Source organism: Hyphomonas sp. CACIAM 19H1 (genome assembly GCF_003325995.1).
Classification (GTDB): Bacteria; Pseudomonadota; Alphaproteobacteria; order Caulobacterales; family Hyphomonadaceae; genus Hyphomonas; species Hyphomonas polymorpha.
On record NZ_CP016437.1, the window covers coordinates 601026 to 620343 of the forward strand.

General features: G+C 63.2%; 17 protein-coding genes. 10 read left to right on the forward strand and 7 right to left on the reverse strand.

The genetic code is table 11. The features are described 5' to 3' along the window. A complete protein-coding gene (locus BBF93_RS02915; RefSeq protein ID WP_035593250.1) occupies nucleotides 1–1014 on the reverse strand; it encodes a polyprenyl synthetase family protein in 1014 nt (337 codons plus the stop codon). A gap of 169 nt (nucleotides 1015–1183) precedes the next feature. On the opposite strand from BBF93_RS02915, the gene BBF93_RS02920 reads away from it, so the two are divergent. From BBF93_RS02920 to BBF93_RS02965, 10 genes are all read left to right on the forward strand, one after another. Then, entirely contained in the window at nucleotides 1184–1672 is a 489-nt protein-coding gene (locus BBF93_RS02920) for a hypothetical protein (protein WP_035593619.1), read from the forward strand. Then, nucleotides 1672–1878 carry a DUF2007 domain-containing protein gene (locus BBF93_RS02925; RefSeq protein ID WP_035593253.1) on the forward strand — a complete coding sequence of 69 codons (207 nt, stop codon included), beginning with the start codon at nucleotides 1672–1674 and terminating at the stop codon, nucleotides 1876–1878. The genes BBF93_RS02920 and BBF93_RS02925 overlap by 1 nt, the downstream gene beginning before the upstream one ends. Before the next feature lie 165 nt (nucleotides 1879–2043). Beyond that, nucleotides 2044–3003, forward strand: coding sequence for a type I pantothenate kinase (gene coaA / locus BBF93_RS02930; protein ID WP_035593256.1), 960 nt, complete (start codon nucleotides 2044–2046; stop codon nucleotides 3001–3003). After that, nucleotides 3000–3743: a tRNA1(Val) (adenine(37)-N6)-methyltransferase gene (locus tag BBF93_RS02935; protein WP_114104896.1), complete on the forward strand. Its 744-nt coding sequence runs from the start codon at nucleotides 3000–3002 to the stop codon at nucleotides 3741–3743. The genes coaA and BBF93_RS02935 overlap by 4 nt, the downstream gene beginning before the upstream one ends. 263 nt (nucleotides 3744–4006) lie before the next feature. Beyond that, a complete protein-coding gene (locus tag BBF93_RS02940; protein ID WP_114104897.1) occupies nucleotides 4007–4894 on the forward strand; it encodes a glycine--tRNA ligase subunit alpha in 888 nt (295 codons plus the stop codon). A 57-nt stretch (nucleotides 4895–4951) separates the two neighbouring features. Next, on the forward strand, nucleotides 4952–5485 hold the full coding sequence (locus tag BBF93_RS02945; protein ID WP_114104898.1) for a hypothetical protein: 534 nt from the start codon (nucleotides 4952–4954) through the stop codon (nucleotides 5483–5485). A gap of 99 nt (nucleotides 5486–5584) precedes the next feature. Continuing rightward, the gene (gene glyS / locus BBF93_RS02950) at nucleotides 5585–7729 is read left to right on the forward strand and encodes a glycine--tRNA ligase subunit beta (protein ID WP_114104899.1); all 2145 of its coding nucleotides are present in this window, start codon (nucleotides 5585–5587) and stop codon (nucleotides 7727–7729) included. 151 nt (nucleotides 7730–7880) lie between these two features. Further along, nucleotides 7881–10598 carry a pyruvate, phosphate dikinase gene (gene ppdK / locus BBF93_RS02955; protein WP_114104900.1) on the forward strand — a complete coding sequence of 906 codons (2718 nt, stop codon included), beginning with the start codon at nucleotides 7881–7883 and terminating at the stop codon, nucleotides 10596–10598. Between the two features lie 451 nt (nucleotides 10599–11049). Next, entirely contained in the window at nucleotides 11050–12186 is a 1137-nt protein-coding gene (locus tag BBF93_RS02960) for a cell wall hydrolase (RefSeq protein ID WP_233349247.1), read from the forward strand. A 3-nt stretch (nucleotides 12187–12189) separates the two neighbouring features. Beyond that, a complete protein-coding gene (locus tag BBF93_RS02965) occupies nucleotides 12190–12846 on the forward strand; it encodes an O-methyltransferase (RefSeq protein WP_114104902.1) in 657 nt (218 codons plus the stop codon). Here the strand turns inward: BBF93_RS02965 and BBF93_RS02970 are convergent. The 6 genes from BBF93_RS02970 to nadA form a co-directional block, all read right to left on the reverse strand. Beyond that, entirely contained in the window at nucleotides 12843–13652 is an 810-nt protein-coding gene (locus BBF93_RS02970; protein ID WP_114106977.1) for an SDR family oxidoreductase, read from the reverse strand. The genes BBF93_RS02965 and BBF93_RS02970 overlap by 4 nt on opposite strands. Nucleotides 13653–13707: 55 nt before the next feature. Then, nucleotides 13708–14565, reverse strand: coding sequence for a carboxylating nicotinate-nucleotide diphosphorylase (gene nadC / locus BBF93_RS02975; RefSeq protein ID WP_114104903.1), 858 nt, complete (start codon nucleotides 14563–14565; stop codon nucleotides 13708–13710). Nucleotides 14566–14657: 92 nt separating this feature from the next. Next, nucleotides 14658–15824 (reverse strand): hypothetical protein, encoded by a 1167-nt coding sequence (locus BBF93_RS02980; protein ID WP_114104904.1) that lies wholly within the window; start codon nucleotides 15822–15824, stop codon nucleotides 14658–14660. Between the two features lie 44 nt (nucleotides 15825–15868). Beyond that, nucleotides 15869–17458: an L-aspartate oxidase gene (locus BBF93_RS02985; protein WP_114104905.1), complete on the reverse strand. Its 1590-nt coding sequence runs from the start codon at nucleotides 17456–17458 to the stop codon at nucleotides 15869–15871. Between the two features lie 12 nt (nucleotides 17459–17470). Further along, nucleotides 17471–17932, reverse strand: coding sequence for a hypothetical protein (locus BBF93_RS02990; RefSeq protein WP_233349337.1), 462 nt, complete (start codon nucleotides 17930–17932; stop codon nucleotides 17471–17473). Between the two features lie 75 nt (nucleotides 17933–18007). Continuing rightward, nucleotides 18008–19150: a quinolinate synthase NadA gene (gene nadA, locus BBF93_RS02995; protein WP_114104906.1), complete on the reverse strand. Its 1143-nt coding sequence runs from the start codon at nucleotides 19148–19150 to the stop codon at nucleotides 18008–18010. Between the last annotated feature and the right edge of the window lie 168 nt (nucleotides 19151–19318).

Genomic DNA, 19318 nt, shown 5'->3' on the forward strand with positions numbered 1-19318 from the left:
TCAGTAAGCCCGGCTCACGCAGAAATCAGCGAGGTCTTCCAGCGCGTCACGATAGGCCGATGTGGGCAGCGTGCGCAGCGCGCCCTTGGCAAGCGCTGCATAGGCCTCAGCCTCCTGCACGGTGGCCTCGGCCGCGCCAGTGGCGCGGATCAGGTGAACGGCGTGGGCGAGGTCGGAATCTTCCTGCGTTTCTGGGTTCAGCGCCCGGTCCCAGAAAGCCCGGTCTTCATCTGATCCCCGGCGGCGCGCAATGATCACCGGCAGGGTGATTTTGCCTTCGCGGAAATCATCGCCGACCGACTTGCCGATCACCGAAGTGGTCCCGCCATAGTCGAGGGCGTCATCAATGATCTGGAAGGCGAGGCCCAGATTCTTCCCATAGGTCGCCAGCGCGTCGGCGTGTTCTTCGCCCCCGCCAGACATTGCACCCGTCTCGGCGGCGGCTTCAAACAGGGCGCCGGTCTTGGCCTCAACGATGGCGAGGTATTCCTCGGTCGGCAGGTCGCGCGCGGCCATCGCGGCCAGCTGGCGCACTTCACCTTCGGCAATCACGGTTGAGGCCGTGGCCAGCCGGTTCAGGATCTCCAGGCTGTTGGCTTCGACCAGGAGATTAAACGCCCGCGCAAACAGGAAGTCCCCCACCAGGATCGAGGCCTTGTTGCCCCAGATCGCCTTGGCGGCGGGTTTGCCCCGGCGCAGGTCGCTCTCGTCCACCACATCGTCATGCAGCAGGGTGGCGGTGTGAATGAACTCCACAGCGGCTGCCAGCGCATGGGTCGCATGGGTCGCCTTGCCCACAGCATGGGCGGCGATCAGGGTGATCATCGGGCGCAGGCGCTTGCCGCCAGCCGAGACGATATAGCCAGAAAGATCCGGAATGACGGCCACCGGGCTTGCCGCCCGCTCTGCCAGCAGGCGTTCCACGGCGATCAGGTCGTCTGCAACAAGTGCCTGCATACGCTCCGTGATCGAGGAGAGCTGGGCCTTGCTCTTCGGTTTTGGCGCGAGGGTCAAACGGGGCACTCCGGCAGCGGGGGTCTTAACATAGGTAAATCTACGCAAATACCCGGGCAACTCGACGTGGCACCGGGCCGCATGCCTTTGAGCGCATTGGCGCGGGCGCGGCAATAGGATAGCGTGCAACCACCAGACAGGTCGGTGCGTTTAGTTCGGTATGACCCCCATGAAACCTCTGCTCATTGCCCTCGGGGCGCTTTCGCTGGCCGCCTGCGCCACAACCCCGGTTTACGGCCCGGCCGCCAGGGAAGGCGCCATGGGCTACACCTCCCAGCAGATCGAGGCGGGCCGGCACAGGATTGCCTACACTGACCAGGACCCCGGCAAGGCGCGCAATCTGGCGCTGCTGCGAGCGTCCGAGATCACGCTCATGGAGGGCAGGGACTGGTTTGAGGTCACCTCCGAATATCTGGACGCCGAGGCAAACCGCAGCGGCGGCTCCTCCATCAGCATCGGCGGCGGCACGGGTTCTTACGGGCGCTCGTCCAGCGTTGGCGTCGGGGTGGGTTTCGGCATCCCGCTGGGCGGGGGAAGCTCGAGCGGAAAAGCGACGGCGGTTCTGGAAATCGTCACCGGCGCCAATCCCAAGCCCGACAAGGCCACCGTTTATGATGCCCGCTCGGTCGATATGAACCTGCGCGGCCAGATCCAGTAATGGAAGAAGTACTCCGCACCAACGACCCGGTTAAGCTGTCCTATGCCCAGCATCTGCTGGCAGAGGCGGGCATAGAGGGCTTTGTTGCCGATCAGCATATCTCGGCGGTCGAGGGCAATATCGGCGCATTTCCGCGCAGGCTGATGGTTAAGAGCGACGACAAGCTGCGCGCCGATGCCCTGCTTGCCGAATTGCGCCGGGAGTAGAGGCCCGTTTTCCTTCCCTTGCGTCGGACTTGAACCGCGCGCCAAAGTCCTCAAGAGAAAATCCCGAATTTAACTAGGGGTGTAGCGCGTATGGCCAATCCTCTTATATCTTCGGCAGGCGTCCGGGCCTTGCCGGGACATTTCGGAGCCGACGGGATCGCGCCTATGCACCAGCTTGAACCGGCGGGCAGGTATTCGCCCTATCATGTCTTCACGGCGGCCGAATGGGCGCAGTTCCGGGCCGATACACCGCTGACGCTTACCGAGGATGAAGTCCGCCGCCTCTCCTCCCTTTATGATCCGGTTGATCTGGACGAGGTGCGCCGCATCTATCTGGCACTATCCCGGCTGCTCTCGGCGCATGTCGAGACGGTCCAGCGCCTTTTCCATCAGCGCCGCGCCTTCTTCAGCACGCCCGATGCTGCGCCCTCGCCCTTCATCATCGGCATGGCCGGCTCGGTTTCGGCCGGCAAATCGACCACCGCCCGTATCCTCAAGGAGTTGCTCGGCCGCTGGCCTGCCAGCCCGAAGGTCGATCTCGTCACCACAGACGGCTTCCTCTATCCCAACGCTGTGCTGCAGGCGCAGGGGCTGATGCAGCGCAAGGGCTTTCCGGAAAGCTATGATGTCGGCGCGCTCCTGCGCTTCCTCTCCACCATCAAGTCGGGCGAGCGCAATGTCCGCGCGCCGGTCTATTCCCACATGACCTATGACGTGATCCCCGGCGAATACGTGACGGTCGACCGGCCGGACATCCTGATCTTCGAGGGGCTGAACGTGCTGCAGACGCGGGACCTGCCCCGCGATGGCAAGATCGTGCCCTTCCTGTCGGATTTCTTCGACTTCTCGATCTATATCGATGCCGATGAGGAATTGCTGCGGGAATGGTATATCGCCCGCTTCATGCGCCTGCGGGAAACCGCCTTCCGCAGCCCGGAATCCTACTTCCACCGGTATTCCACCTTCTCTGAAGCCGAAGCGCTGCAAACCGCCATCGGCCTCTGGGAGAACATCAACCTGAAAAACCTGCACGAGAATATCCTGCCCACCCGCCCGCGCGCGGACCTGATCCTGCGCAAGGGGGCAGACCATCTCGTCAGCGAAGTCGCCCTGAGGCGGCTATGACCGCGCCCGAAGACGAGACCACCGAAGACACTGTCTATCAGGGCCGGGTCCGCCTCGTTCAGCCGGTGAAGGGCTTTCGCACAGGCTTTGATTCCCTCCTTCTCGCCGCCGCGCTGCCGGTGTTGGACAAGGGCGAGGCGCTGGAGCTTGGCTGCGGATGTGGCGGCGCGTTGCTGCCGGCGGCCTGGAGGATGCCGGGCGTGGCGTTCACCGGTCTCGAATTGTCCGAAAATGTCACGAGAATGGCCCGAGAGGGCGCCCGCCTGAACGGGTTTTCCCCCCGCGTCACTATCGAAAATACCGAAGCGTCAGAATGGGTTAAGCCTCACGAAAACCGCTTTGATCTTGTGTTTGCCAACCCGCCTTATTTTGAGCCCGGAAAAATTTCGCAGCCGGGGGAAGGGAAGGCGGCGGCCTATATCGAGACCCTCCCGCTGGAAGGGTGGATCAAGGCGATGATCCATGCCGCAAAGCCCCGCGCACCAGTTATTCTTGTCCACCGCGCGGCCGAGCTTGCCCGCATCCTGGCCCAGCTCGACCGTCAGGCGGGCGAGATTACCTTGCTACCGGTTGCCTCCAAGACGGGCGAGCCAGCCCGGCGCGTACTGGTGCGCGGCCGCAAGGGGCTGAAGCGCGGACCGCTCACCCTTCTACCCCCCCTGATCACGCATACGGACGACGACAGCGCGCGAACACCGGCAGCCCAGGCTATCATCGAAGGCCATCCCGTAGCCTGGTAGCGGCGATTTACCCTTGAACCGCGCAGAAAAGCCCTCAAACTGAACCTGACGGCAATCTGACGCCGGGGGACCGCTCCCATGTTCACCTTTCTCTTCATCGCCAGCCTGGCGCTTGGCCTGTTCATCGCCATCTACGGCGCCTTCGGCACGCGTGACCATAACAGCCCGGGCAAGAAGAAAGGCTGGTGGTAGGCGGCGCCCGGTTGCGAACTTTCCCGGGCGGCGCTAGGTGCGGGAGTGTATCAAACGCCGGAACGCCCCGCATGTCTGCCCCAAAAGCCTACGCCAAGCCGAAATCCTTCCAGGACCTGATCCTGACGCTGCAGGCCTATTGGGGGGCGCAGGGCTGCGCGATCCTTCAGCCCTATGACATGGAAGTCGGCGCCGGCACGCTGCATCCGGCCACCGTGCTGCGCGCGCTGGGCCCCAAGAAGTGGCGCGCCGCCTATGTGCAGCCCAGCCGCCGCCCCAAGGATGGCCGCTATGGCGAAAACCCCAACCGGCTCGGCCATTATTACCAGTATCAGGTCATCCTGAAGCCGAACCCGCCAAACCTTCAGGATCTCTATCTCGAAAGCCTCTACCGCATCGGCATCGACCCGGCGGTGCATGATATCCGTTTCGTCGAAGACGACTGGGAAAACCCCACCGTCGGCGCCTGGGGCCTTGGCTGGGAAGTGTGGTGCGATGGGATGGAAGTCAGCCAGTACACCTATTTCCAGCAGGTTGGCGGGCTCGACGTGTTCCCGGTTTCCGGTGAGCTGACCTATGGCCTCGAACGCCTCGCCATGTATGTTTTCGGCGTCGATAATGTCTACGATCTGCCTTTCAACGATCCGGACTCGGCCGTTCCGCTGACCTATGGCGACGTGTTCCTGGAAAACGAGCGCCAGCAGAGCGCCTTCAATTTCGAGCATTCCGATGTGGAGATGCTGAAGCGCTGGTTTGCCGATTGTGAAAGCCAGTCGGTCGCCCTGCGCGAGGCCGGCAAGCCGCTGCCCGCCTATGACTATGCCCTGAAGGCCTCTCACACCTTCAACCTGATCGACGCTCGCGGCGCCATCAGCCCGACCGAGCGGCAAGCCTATATCGCACGGGTGAGAGACCTTGCGCGCGGCGCCGCTGCCCAGTGGGCCGAGCAGCAGGCCTGAAACTTCGGGTGAACGGATCTCGGGCTCAGGCGTTGATAGCGCCAGAGGAGATTTCCGATGAAACCATTTTACGCCCTGTTTGCGCTGACGCTGGCGGCCTCCGCCGCTGCCTGCAAGCCTTCCCCCCAGGCGGAAAGCGTGAGTGCGGGGACGCCGGAGGCAGCGGCTTCCCACTCTCCGGCGGTGGGGGCAGCCACCCAAACTCCGCCTGCGGGTGAGCCTGACACCGCAGACACTCTGGCGCTCACGCCGTTTGAGCCCACCACCGTTGAAATCTATTGCCGCTTCCAGCGCCAGGCCGAAAACGGCGAGCTCGGCGGCGCGCTGTTCATCACCGAAATCGCCGGTGTTCCGGCGCCTGCGGCCATCGGGCTGGACGGGCAGGCGGTCGGCCTGGAAGAGGTCTCCAAGACAGAACAGGAGGGCGCCGCCATCTGGACCTACCGCAATGCCGAGCGGCCAGTGGAAGTTCAGCTGACACTGACGGAAACGGACGAAGGCTTCGAATACCGCGCCTATGAAGGCACAATCCGGATTGTGGACCCGGTACAGGGTGAAATCATCCCCATCGAGGGCACCTGCGGGGTCTGAGGCCGGCGGCCGCTGCGCAATCCATAGCCCCGCCCGCTTGACCCTGCCGCCCGTAGCTGTAAGCCGTGCCCACCCCTAATTCCGGCGATTGCAGGGCCCATGTCCGAACTCCTGATCGAACTCTTCTCCGAAGAAATCCCCGCGCGCATGCAGGCGAAGGCGGAGGCTGACCTTCTGGCCGCCCTGACGGGCAAGCTGAAAGAGGCTGGCCTTGGCTGGAAGAATGCCTTTGCCGTTTCCGGCCCGCGCCGCCTGACGGCAGTGATCGAGGGGCTGGACGCGCGCTCGGCTGATGTGCGCGAAGAGAAGAAAGGCCCCAAGGTCGGCGCGCCGGAACAGGCCGTGGCCGGCTTCCTGCGCGGGGCGGGGCTGAAGGATATCAGCGAAGCGCAGGTCGTTTCCGATCCCAAGAAGGGCGACTTCTACGTTGCCTATCTCACCACGCCGGGCCGGGACGCCACCGATGTGATCGCCGAGGCGGTGCCCGCCATCATCCGCGAATTCCATTGGCCCAAATCCATGCGCTGGGGCACCGGGGAGCTGCGCTGGGTGCGCCCGCTGCAGGGTATTGTCTGTGTGCTGGATGGCAAGATCGTTCCCCTGGAAGTGGGCGGCGTTGCCAGCGGCAACACCACCGAAGGCCACCGCGTGCATGGCCGCGGGCCCTACACGGTTACGGGGTGGGCGGATTATAAGGCTCAGCTGGAAGGGAAGGGGTATGTGATCCTCTCCCGCGAGGATCGCCGTAGGATGATCCTTGAGGGCATCGCCAGGGTCTGCGCCAGCGCGGGCCTGCAATGGATCGAAGACAAGGGCCTTCTGGAAGAAGTGACCGGGCTTGCCGAATGGCCCGTGGTCGTCCTTGGGCAGATGGATCCGGATTTCCTGGACCTGCCGCCAGAGGTCATAACCCTCTCGATGCGCACGCACCAGAAATACTTCGCGGCCAATTCGAAGAAGACCGGCAAGCTCGCGCCAAACTTCATCGTTGTCGCCAATATCTCCGCCAGCGATGGCGGCAAGAAGATCGCTGAGGGCAATGCCCGCGTTCTCTCCGCGCGTCTCTCGGATGCCCGCTTCTTCTGGGAGAAGGACAAGGCGACGCCGCTGGAGGCGATGGGCGAAAAGCTGAAAATCATCGCCTTCAAGGAAGAACTTGGCAGCCTGGGTGACAAGGTGGAACGCGTCGCCGCGCTCGCCCGCGAACTCGCCCCGAAAGTGGGCGCAGACCCTGATCTGGCAGAACGCGCCGCGCGCCTCGCCAAGGCCGATCTCGTCTCCGAAATGGTCGGAGAGTTTCCGGAACTTCAGGGCGTGATGGGCCGCTATTACGCCCTGGCCGCCGGTGAAGACGCCCGCGTCGCCGACGCCATCCGCGACCATTACAAACCCCAAGGCCCAAGCGACTCGGTCCCTACCGATCCGGTTTCCATCGCCGTCGCCCTCGCCGACAAGCTGGACACCCTCGTCGGCTTCTGGGCGATTGATGAAAAACCCACCGGTTCGAAAGATCCGTTTGCGCTGCGCAGAGCAGCGTTGGGGGTGGTTCGGTTGGTGTTAGAAAACAAGGTTCGGTTTTCACTGCGCGAAACCTTCATCCTGCATATGGACAATACAGGTGTTGATGTATCGGCATCTGGTCCAGTCGGCTTTTCTGGCGATGTAGCAGAGGTAGGCGTGATCCAAGTTCGAAAGAACTTGTACGATTATGTAACTGCTGATCTTCCTGCCTTCTTCGCCGATCGCCTCAAGCAAGTTCTCCGCGACCAGGGCAAGCGCCACGATCTGATCGATGCCGTGTTCGCTCTGGGCGAGGATGATCTTGTGCTGATCGTCAAGCGGGTCGAAGCGCTCGCTGCCTTCCTCGCCACCGAGGATGGTGCCACGCTGCTGGCGGGCTATCGCCGCGCGGCCAACATCCTCAAGGCCGAAGAGAAGAAGGGCGCGCTGCCTGACGGGCTGACGGTCGATCCTGCGCTCATCGCCAAGGGCCCCGCCGAGGAGCAGGCGCTCTGGAAAGCGCTGAGCGAGGCCGAAGCCGCGCTCGAAGCGCCCCTCAAGGCGGAGGACTTTGTTGGCGCCATGAGCGTGCTCGCTGGCCTGCGCGGGCCAGTTTATGCGTATTTGGACGGCGTAATGGTCAACGATTCGGATGCCAAAGTGCGGGAAAACCGTCTCGCTCTGCTGCTGGCGGTGCGCGGCGCGCTCCACAAGGTGGCCGATTTCTCGAAAATCGAGGGCTGAGGCGGCCTCATCCTACCGATATAGGGGCCCGATAAGAGGGCGCGGCATTTGCATGACTGGCAATTCGCACGCGCATGCAGCATAGGACTTGCAAGCTGGCCGCCAGCCTTGGGGGCCGGAAGATCAAAGCTGAACACGGGGAACGCTTCGTATGAGCAACGCCGCAGTAAAAAACGCTGACGAAACATGGGTTTACGCTTTCGGAGGCGGAACCGCCGATGGCGAGGCCTCGATGCGGAATCTGCTCGGGGGCAAAGGGGCCAACCTTGCCGAAATGGCAAAGCTGGGCCTGCCTGTGCCGCCCGGCTTCACGATTTCAACGGCTGTCTGCGTCGCCTATTACGAAAATGCCCGCGCCTATCCTGCCACGCTGGAGGCCCAGGTCGCCGCTGCGCTGGCAGACCTTGAAGCCAAGACCGGCAAGGGCTTCGGCGATCCGGCCAATCCGCTGCTCGTCTCCGTCCGCTCGGGCGCGCGCGCCTCGATGCCGGGCATGATGGACACGGTGCTGAACCTTGGCCTCAATGAGGAAGTCGCCGCCGGCCTCGCGGGCAAGGCAGGCGACCGCTTCGCCTATGACAGCTATCGCCGTTTCATCCAGATGTATTCCAACGTCGTCCTCGGCATGGGCCATGACGAGTTCGAACACATCCTTGATGACTATAAAGAGCGCGAAGGCCTCGACCTCGACACGGACCTCTCGGCCGATAACTGGAAACAGGTCATCGTCCGCTACAAGGACGCCGTGCAGAAAGAGCTCGGCCGCCCGTTCCCGGAAGATCCGCGCGAACAGCTCTGGGGCGCCATTTCCGCAGTGTTCAATTCCTGGATGTCGGACCGCGCGATCATCTATCGCAAGCTCAACGACATTCCCGAAAGCTGGGGCACGGCTGTCAACGTGCAGTCCATGGTGTTCGGCAATCTGGGGGACACCTCCGCCACCGGCGTTGCCTTCACGCGCGACCCGTCCAATGGCTCGCCGATCTTCTATGGCGAATACCTGATCAATGCTCAGGGTGAGGACGTTGTTGCCGGCATCCGCACGCCCGCGCCGATCTCGCGGGAGCGCGCCAACACGCTCGGCTCCTCAGATGCCCCGCTCGAAGAGGCGATGCCGGCGGTCTACAAACAGCTGATCGACGTCGCCAACACGCTGGAGCGTCACTACAAGGACATGCAGGACATCGAGTTCACCGTCGAAGACGGCACGCTCTACATGCTGCAGACCCGTAATGGCAAACGCACCGCCGCTGCCGCCGTGAAGATTGCCGTGGACATGGTTCGCGAAGGTCTGATCACGGAAGATGAAGCGCTGCTGCGGATTGATCCGGCCGCGCTGGACCAGCTGCTGCACCCGCGCATCCCCAGCGATGACGAGAACAAGAAGCTCGGCAAGCCGAACTATGATGTGGCCTTCAAGGGCCTGCCCGCCAGCCCCGGCGCCGCCGTCGGCAAGGTCGTGTTCGATTCCGAAGAAGCCTTCCATATGGCGGCCAAGGGCGAGGACGTGATCCTCGTCCGTGTCGAGACGAGCCCGGACGACATCAAGGGCATGCACGCTGCCCGCGCCATCGTTACCGCGCGTGGCGGCATGACCAGCCACGCCGCTGTTGTGGCGCGCGGCATGGGCCGCCCCTGCGTCTGCGGCGCGTCGGACCTGCGCATCGACACCGCCAAAGGCGAGTTCACCGCCCGTGGCCGCACCTTCAAGAAGGGCGACATGATCACGGTGGACGGCGTCAATGGCCGCGTCATCGCCGGCGCGGTCGAGCTGATCAATCCGGACCTTTCGGGTGATTTCGGCGAGCTGATGGGCTGGGCCGACAAGCGCCGCAAGCTGAAGGTTCGCGCCAATGCCGAAACGCCGCTGGACACGCGCACCGCGGTCGAGTTCGGCGCCGAAGGTGTCGGCCTCTGCCGCACCGAGCATATGTTCTTCGAGGAAGAGCGTATCCCGGCCGTGCGCACGATGATCCTCTCCAATGACGAGACGGGCCGCCGCGAGGCGCTTGCCAAGCTGCTGCCGATGCAGCGCTCGGACTTTGAGGAAATCTTCCACATCCTGGGCGAGCGCCCGGCCACCATCCGCCTGCTTGATCCGCCGCTGCATGAATTCCTGCCGCATACCGATGAAGATATTGCCGGTGTGGCCAAGGCGTCCGGCCTCAGCGCTGAGGAGCTGCGCCGCCGCGCGGCAGATCTGCACGAGTCCAACCCGATGCTCGGCCATCGCGGCTGCCGCCTCGGCATCACCTATCCTGAAATCTACGAGATGCAGGCCCGCGCCATTTTCGAGGCGGCTGTGAATGTCTCGAAGGAAGGCAAGTTGAAGCCGGTTCCGGAAGTCATGATCCCGCTGGTTGCCACCCACCGCGAACTCGACATCCTGAAAAAGCTGGTGGACGAGACGGCCAAGAAGGTCTTCGCCGAAACGGGCGTCACACTTGATTACATGGTCGGCACGATGATCGAGCTGCCGCGCGCCGCGCTTGCGGCAGGGGAAATCGCGCAGGCCGCCGAATTCTTTTCCTTCGGCACCAACGATCTCACCCAGACCACCCTCGGCATCTCCCGTGACGACGCAGGCAAGTTCCTGCCGGCCTATTCGGAAAAGGGCATCTACGAGAAAGACCCCTTCGTCACCCTGGACCAGGAAGGCGTAGGCGAACTCGTCAAGATCGCCGCCGAGCGCGGCCGCAAGACGCGGGGCGACATCAAGCTGGGGATCTGCGGTGAACATGGCGGGGACCCGGCATCGGTCGAATTCTGCCACCGCGCCGGCCTCGATTACGTTTCCTGCTCGCCTTACCGGGTGCCGATTGCCCGTCTCGCAGCGGCACAGGCCGCCATCCGCGGAGCGAAAAAGTAGCGCTTCCGGGCGGTTCGGCCCAAAAGCCGGACGGCCTTGAACGTTGCATTTGTGCAACAACTTGACATTTCATGCACAGGGAACGGAGCCGCTTGCGGCTCCGTTTTCCTTTTATTTTTCAGATAATTATACCGGTTTATTCGTGTGATGCGCGAATCCCGGGATTCGGCCCGGTTCCAAGGCTTTCTGAATTGTCACTCAGGAATCTGGCTGAAATATTGCTAGATAGTTGCGGGTGGGCCAAGTCCCTCCGGTCCCTGCGGGGTCTGGCCGGGCACTTTCGGCCGAATAGAAACGAATAAATCTCGGACACTCCGGGGCTTCAGGCAAACCAATAATTGCCGGCCGGGGATAAAGAGGAGCGGTGATGTTAAGGTTTCTTAAACCAGGCCGGGTGAGTGTGTCCCGGGTTAAAGGGCTGCGTGAAAAGCTCACACGGTGGTGGCTTGGAATGACCGACCAGGAACAGCGCGACGTTTTCATTCGCGGCGGCATGGTTGCCGTTGTGGCGGTTACAGCGTCCGTTTCGCTTCCGGCGATTTCTGAACAACAGGCAGGCCTGCGCGCCGACGCGGAATTCCGCGCCGAAGCCGAGCGTCTTGCCCTCTATGAAGATGGCGGCCTTGCTGTCCGCACCGCCGGCCACACGCCGGCCCTGATGGACTCGCCCTGGCTGCGCACGGTCGAATACACCCTGAAGCGCGACATCGACTCCTCGATGAGCCGCTATGCCATGCGCGACCGCGATGGCGCGGCCCTCGCATCGCTTGCTTCTTTCCGCCCTGAGCAGATCCAGCGCGCCGAAACGATCGACGCTGAAATGATGTGCATGGCGCAGGCCGTCTATTACGAATCGGCCTGGGAGCCGATCAACGGCCAGATCGCCGTGGCCGAAGTGATCGCCAACCGCGTTCGCGACCATCGCTATCCCGACAGCGTTTGCGGCGTCGTGTTCCAGGGCGCCACCCGCACCACCGGCTGCCAGTTCACCTTCACCTGTGACGGGTCGATGGACCGGAACAAGCCGGCCGGGGAGGCGTGGGACCGGGCCCAGCGGATTGCCGCGCATGTCATGATGGGCCTCAATGAGGACCGCACGGGCGGGGCCACCCATTATCACGCCACCTATGTTGATCCGGTCTGGAATGCCGGCCTGATCAAGACCAAGCAGGTTGGCCTGCACATCTTCTACCGTTTTCCGCGCGGCGCCGAATGGGCGAGCGTGGAGCGCAATTTCGAGGCCCGCAAGCGCCAGACCGAACTGCGCCTGGCTGAGCTCGACGCAACGAAGGAAGCTGATATGGCCGCCCTCGACGAGGGCCTGCTGTTTGCAGATGCCTCCAGCGCTGCCGATGACGGCTATTACACTATCACGCCCACGGTGGCGCCCGCCGGTGTCACCACCTCCACCCGCACGGTCTCGGCGCCTGCGCCGCGCCTGATGTCGGTGCAGACGGTGAAAACCGTGAAGGCGGACGCTCCGGCTGAGGCCGCGCCGGTCGCTGAGGAGACCGCTGTGCCCGCGCCGGTTGTCATCGACGACTATCTCGCCCGCCAGCTCGAAGCCGCCCGCGCCGCCGCCCAGTAGGCCATGGCAGACAACCAGATCTTTGAGGCCGTCGATCAGTTCATCGACGGCCTTTTTGTATCCGAGGATCAGGCGCTCATCCGGCTGCGCCAGCGGGCCGCAGAGGCGGGCCTGCCGCACATTGAAGTGTCAGCCGGGCAGGGGAAGCTGCTCTACCTGCTCGCCAAACTCATCGGCGCCCGCCGTATTCTGGAAATCGGAACGCTGGGCGGCTATTCCGGCGTATGGCTGGGCCGCGCGCTTCAGGCCGATGGCGAGCTGGTGACGCTGGAACTCGACCCCGCCTATGCCGCCTTCGCCCGCACATCGTTCAACGAGGCCGGCATCGGCTCACAGACGCTGATCCTGCCCGGCCCGGCACTTGCGTCGCTGGCCGCACTCACCGGCCCCTTCGATCTCGTTTTCCTTGACGCCAACAAGGATGAGTATCCGGAATATCTTGCGGAGGCCGCGCGCCTGTTGCGCCCTGGCGGATTGCTGCTGGCAGACAATGTTGTGCGCAAGGGCGCGGTGCTTGATCCGCTGGCGGATGATCCCATGGCGAAGGGCGCTGCGCGCTTCCTTGCAGAGCTTTCAGCCCACCCGCAGTTTGAAGCGATCGTGCTTCAGCAGGTGGGCCTCAAGGGCCATGATGGCCTCGCCCTGGCGATCCGGCGTTAATCCCTCGCCGGAACATTCTTCCGGATATTCTTGCGCACAATGCCGGGCAGCCAGCGCGTCATGAAGCGTGCCTTCTCTGCGTCCCCGCCCACCATGTAATAGATGTCGTCGCCTTGCGCGGCTTCCCACACCTTCTCCGCCGCCATGGAGACTGGATAAACCTTGGCGCCGTTTTCCTTCATCTGGTCGGACATTTTCACATTGGCGCCTTCCTTGTTCCCCATCTCGAGGATTGGCGTATCCACAAACCAGGGCATCAGCGTGGTGACACGGATGCCCAGATCCCGGAATTCCGCATCCAGCGCTTCTGTCAGTCCACGGACGGCCCATTTCGATGCCGAATAGACCGCCAGTTGCGGCGCCCCCACAATGCCGGCGGTTGACGCGGTGTTGATGATCCGCGCGCCCGGCGTTGCCTTCAGCAGGGGCAGGGCAGCATAAACCCCGTTGATCACGCCTTTCACATTGATGTCGATCACGAGGTCGGAATCTTCGGGTGGCACATCCTCAAACCAGCCATGGCGGCCGATGCCGGCATTGTTGAACAGCACATCCATCTTGCCTCCAGTGGCGGCGCCAAAGCCCTCCATGGCGGCGGCCCAGTCGGCGCGTCTGGTCACGTCGAGTTTGGCGAGGTGGCAGGCGTCTGCGCCGATCTCGGCCGCGACCGACTTCAGGCCCGTCTCGTTGATGTCATACAGGCCGCAGAACCAGCCTTTGCGCGCAAAATAGCGCGCTGTTTCCGCGCCGATGCCCGAGGCCGCGCCCGTGATGAAGATTGCCTTGCGGCCGTTTGCGCCTGCCATGTTTTCCTCCGCCATGATCTGTCACCGGCCGTGCCAGTGTTTCTGGCGGAGACTGTCAGACCACATCGAGGCCAAGGTCAAGATTGGGCGCCGAATGTGTCAGCGCGCCGGACGAAATAAAGTTCACGCCCGTCTCGGCAATTGCGCCCACCGTCTCCAGGGTTACCCCACCGGAAGCCTCCAGCGCCACGCGCCCGGCGGTCATCGCCACGGCCTCGCGCAGCTGTGCAAGGTCCATATTGTCCAGCAGGATGGCGTGTGCGCCATGCTTCAGCGCCTCTTCGAGCTGGGCAAGGGTATCCACCTCGATCTCGATCATCCGCAGATGCCCGGCATAGGCTTTGGCCCGCTCCAGCGTCGCGGCAATCGAGCCCCCGCAGGCGGCAATATGATTGTCCTTGATCAGGATGGCGTCATCCAGGCCGTAGCGGTGAGAGGTGCCGCCGCCACAGCGCACGGCGCGCTTCTCCAGCGCCCGGTGCCCCGGCGTGGTCTTCCGGGTACAGACAACCTTCGCCTGCGTATGGGCCACCGCCTCAACATATTTCCGCGTCAGGCTGGCAACGCCGGAAAGCCGACCCAGGAAATTCAGCATCGTGCGCTCGGCAATCAGGATGGAGCGCGCAGAGCCGGAAAGGCGCGCCACCACATCGCCGGGTGTCAGCGCGCTGCCATCAGGCTTTTCGATCTGCAGTTTCAGCTCAGGGTCTACCAGCTGCGCGGCATAGGCGGCCGCGTCCAGCCCCGCAATCACGCCGGGTTTCCGCGCCGCGATCACCACCGAAAGCCGCGTCTCCGGCGGAATGGTCGCGTCCGTCGTCAGGTCTCCCGCCCGCCCCAGATCTTCGGCCAGCGCCAGGCGCACAATCGGATCAAGGATGATCGGAGAAAGAGGGGGGATATAGGGTGTCATCGGCAAACGCCTCGCATTGGTAATCTGAAACCACTAGAACAATCCCCGTTCCATAAAAACAAGGGATGACCGAAGGTTTACCCGCGGGCAGATCATTTCGCGACGGAGTTCACCTCTATTCGCACAGGGCCGCGCATCTGGCCCGCCTGCGTGAAGCTGAAAAGCTCATAAGTGCCCTCTGGCAGCATGAGAACATGGCTTTCTCCAGGAGCAATCAGAAGCCTGTCGTCAGGAACAGTCAGCTCGTCCGCGCCTTCTGGCATCGCTTCCACGATTACGGGCAGGTCGTCATCCCTTAAAACGGCCGGAACAGGCACCGGCTGAAATCCCAAGCGGCGATGCCAGGTTGGGCGTCCGTCCGTGAAAGACCATCCGGCAGCGCCGATGGCCAAGTCTGTTGCATAGAGCTTATCCTCTCCGCCTTCACTGTCGCTCCGAATGAGGACCGCCTTGTCTCCGGCGGCGCGGCAAAAGGTCTGGGAAATAGTCAATGGATCAATGCCCGATTTTTCTTTCAGTCTTTGGGCCATCCAAGCCATGCCGTGTTCATCCTCGGGTATCTCAAAGGCATGTGCCCATCCTACATGGATCAAAATCTTTGCTTCAGGATTTTCCTTCAGTATTCGATCTATAATATTCTGAGCCTGCACCTGTTCGCGCAGAATGCGCCGGTCGCCGTCCACGCGGTCTGTTAGCCGCGCTTCAAACGGAACAAACTCAAACCCCAGGCGCGCCAGTTCTCTAAGAAGCCTGCCATGAAATGGCTCCGTGGAATAAAATCCCGCATCCAGCCCGGTTTTATTCCCGTCCGTGGCAACGCCATCCTGAAAGGTTTCCGCGGCATAGTAGGTGAACCCTTCCTCTGCGAAGATTGGGACCATTTCGAGTATGCGCTGCCGGTCATCAGGGGAATGGTGGGTTTCGTTGATGATCGCCACTTGGTGCGCCTTGACCGCCTCTCTTATTTTCTCCGGATCGAACGGGTCTTCAGAAATGCAGGGCTGGCTGACATATCTCGCGACAACGTCCTGGATAAGATCTTCTCGTCCGTAGGCGGATGCAAATTGGATAGTCCAGTCGATGACATTTGGGTTGATTTCGCCAGAGGTTACGTAGGCGTAGGATTCCCAGAGCTCCTTGTGAAGAGATGCCCGGTCCGGAAAATAGCCGAGAGCGTCATTCTGCGCCTCGGCGCCCTGCCAGATCGCGGATGTTGAGAGGAGGATCGCAGTAATTGCGGTCTTGAAACCAGTGCGCATGAGGTTCGCCTCCCATGATGATGGCAGGCTTACGCTAGCGTTCGCTAGGCCAGCTGGCAACCAAAGGTTCCGCCCGGGTTCTCTTCCTTGTCTCCGATTACCTTTGACGCGAGCGTGTCGCTGCGGAAAACAAACTGGCGTTCGGGCGCGCCGGTTTCGGGGAAGTCGGTGCGGAAGTGGCCGCCGCGGCTTTCGGTGCGGGCCAGTGCGCCGCTGGCGATCAGGCGCGCGGCGGTCAGCTGTGGCGCGCCGGGGCAGCCGGCTTCCAGCCGCTCAATCACGTTCAGCAGCTCGGTCAGCCCGCCCGCCGCGCGCACCACGCCGCAATGGCGCGACATGGCTTCGCGCAGTTCCAGCATGTCCGGCCCGGTGAGGCGCGGGGTGACGGCGCCGCTGCTGGCGCCCGCTTCGGAAAGGTCTGCGTCGCGCAGGCGCCGGGCAATCCGCTCGGCAAACACCACCGCTTCCAGAAGCGAGTTCGAGGCCAGCCGGTTGGCGCCGTGCGCCCCGGTGGACGAGCACTCTCCGCATACGGAAAGGCCGTCCAGGGTGGAGCGTCCCCAGAGGTCGGACACGATGCCGCCCATATGATAGTGCGCGGCAGGGGCCACCGGGATCATGTCGCGGCGGGGGTCGATGTTCGCGCTCATGCAGGCGGCAAATACGGTCGGGAAATGGTGCGGGAATTCTTCGCCCACCGCCGTGATGCAATTGAGGAATGCACCGCGTCCCGCTGCGCGCTCGGCATGAATGGCGCGGGCCACCTCATCGCGCGGGGCAAGCTCTGCCAGCGGATGATAGTCGGCCATGAAGGCGCGCCCGTCAGAATTGTGCAGCGTGGCGCCTTCCCCGCGCAGCGCCTCGGTGGCCAGCGGCGCAGGGTCGCGGCCAATGTCGATGCCGGTGGGATGGAACTGCACAAACTCCAGGTCGGCCAGCACGGCGCCGGCCACATGCGCCATGGCGATGGCTTCGCCCTGCGCTTCCTTGGGGTTGGTCGTCACGCGGTAAAGCCCGCCCGACCCGCCCGTGCACAGAACGGTTTCCCGCGCCGCTTTTACAAACGGGCGGCCATTGTTGCCTCGCAGAATGACCCCGCCGATCCGTCCGTGCACATCCTGCAACAGCGCTTCGGCCCGCGCCCCCTCGATCAGCTCGATATGCGGGGCCGCGGCCACGGCGGCCACCAGCGCGTCCATGATCGCCTTGCCGGCAAGGTCTCCTGAAACCCGCGCCACGCGCGGATGGGAGTGGGCCGCCTCCAGAGACAGGGCCAGCTGCCCGTCCGGCGTACGGTCAAACGGCACCCCGAGGGCCACCAGATCGCGCACGCGGGCCGGGCCATCTTCGGCGATCAGCCGTGCGATCACCGGGTCCACAAGGCCCGCTCCGGCGGCCACGGTATCGGCGGCATGCTGCGCCGGGCTGTCGAGCGGGTGGAGCGCGGCGGCCAGGCCTCCCTGCGCCCAGGCAGAGGAGGACGCCTGACCCAGCGGGGCCGGCGAGACGACCAGGCAGGGGCGGGGCGCCAGCTTCAGCGCCAGGAACAGGCCGGCAAGGCCCGCCCCGACGATCAGCACATCCGTCGCGGCCCCCGCGCCGGCCTGGAGGCGGTCATCTGTCCCCGCAAGCATGGTTCTGTCCGATCAGGAAATGCCGTCATTCGCGCGGCGGAACTCCACCGGCGCGGTGACAGCAGAGACGAGGGCCCCGAACATGCGTTCGTGAGACTGGATCGTCAGCGTGAAATTGTCAGGAACATAGAGCAGGCCTTCAAATTTCGATTCCAGCATCTCCTCGATGGTGGAGCGGATTGACACCTGGTCGCCAAACCGGCGCGCCTCGCAGGACTGGCGCACAACCGAGCGGCCCCACATGGAGCACATCTCGACCGCCGTCAGTTCGCACGTATAGCGCCCTTCTTCCGGATGCGGAGACAGGCGCATCGTGCCGCTCATCACGCATTGGCCGCTGCGATAGGGGCTGGTCTGGAAGCTCCAGCTGCCCAGCACATCTGACGGGTCCTTGCTTTTACCCGAATTGGCGAGCGCCGGGCTCGCCATCATGCAGGCCATCACCAGCACCGCTGCAATCCGTCCACCGAACATCCGCAAGGTCATCCTCCTGAACACGCCATGCTGACTTCAACCCTCCGGGCCACCTCTGGCAACCCGGTTTACGCACTAGATGACGAGTTCGAGTTCCATCGGCTTGAGGCCGGTCACGAAATCGAGCGGCCGCTCCATCTTCGGCAGCGCCAGCATCGCGTCCAGCGCCTGTTTCGCGCGCACCCGCACATCTTCCGGAATGGTCACCTCATGCGTGCCCGTCACCAGGCAGTCATAGATGTTTTCCAGGGTGATGCGCTTCATGTGCGGGCAGAGATTGCACGGACGGATGAAGTTCACGCCGGGGTTTTCCGCCGCCACATTGTCGCTCATCGAGCATTCGGTGAGCAGGACCACCTTGCTGGGCCGCTTCTCCGACACATAATTGGCCAGCGCCGAGGTTGAGCCGGCATAGTCGGCCGCTTCCAGCACTTCGGGCGGGCATTCGGGGTGGGCCAGGATGACGACGCCCGGATGGGCCTCGCGCAGCTGTTTCACGTCTTCGGCAGAGAACTGCTCGTGCACTTCGCAGGCGCCGGGCCAGGTCAGGATACGGATGCCGGTCTGGGCGGCCACATTCTTCGCCAGATACTGGTCCGGTACCAGGATCACCGTGTCCGAATTCCATTCCTTCGCGATGGCTTCCACTACCTGCGCCGCGTTGGAGCTGGTGCAGGTAATGTGGCACTCAGCCTTCACCTCGGCGGTGCAGTTCACATAGGTCACGATCGGATAATCGGGGAATTTCTGCTTGATCAGGCGCACATCGGCGCCCGTGATCGAGCTGGCGAGCGAGCAGCCGGCTTCCAGCGAGGGGATCAGCACGGCCTTCTCCGGGGCGAGGATTTTCGAGGTCTCGGCCATGAAATGCACGCCGGCCTGCACGATCACCTTCGCGTCCACCTTCGCGGCTTCGCGCGCCAGCTGCAGGCTGTCGCCCCGGAAATCGCCCACCAGGCTGAAGATGTCCGGCGTCATGTAATTGTGCGCCAGGATCACCGCGTTCTTCTCACGCTTCAGCCGGTTGATGCCGGCCACCAGCGGCGCAATCGCGGGCCATTCCATCGGCGTCACGAAATCCTGCACCAACGGATAGAGCGGATCGGTTTCCGCCTTCACGGCGTCGTCATAGACAAGGCCGCGCGCCTCGGCGCCGGATTTGCCGCGCAGCGGGGTGGGGGTAGGGCAGCCGGGACCAGCATCGATCAAACGCGCCATGGTGAACCTCCTTCAACCAATCGAGCTAATTATGCTCGATTTGAGTATAAGTTAGGCCTGAAAAGAAGCGTTTCAAGGGCTCCCTCAAAAACGCTCTGGCTTTCAGGGCTCGTTTGCGACGGCGGCGTGAACCTTATACGCAGTCTGAGCAAAAGGGTATCTAGCGCA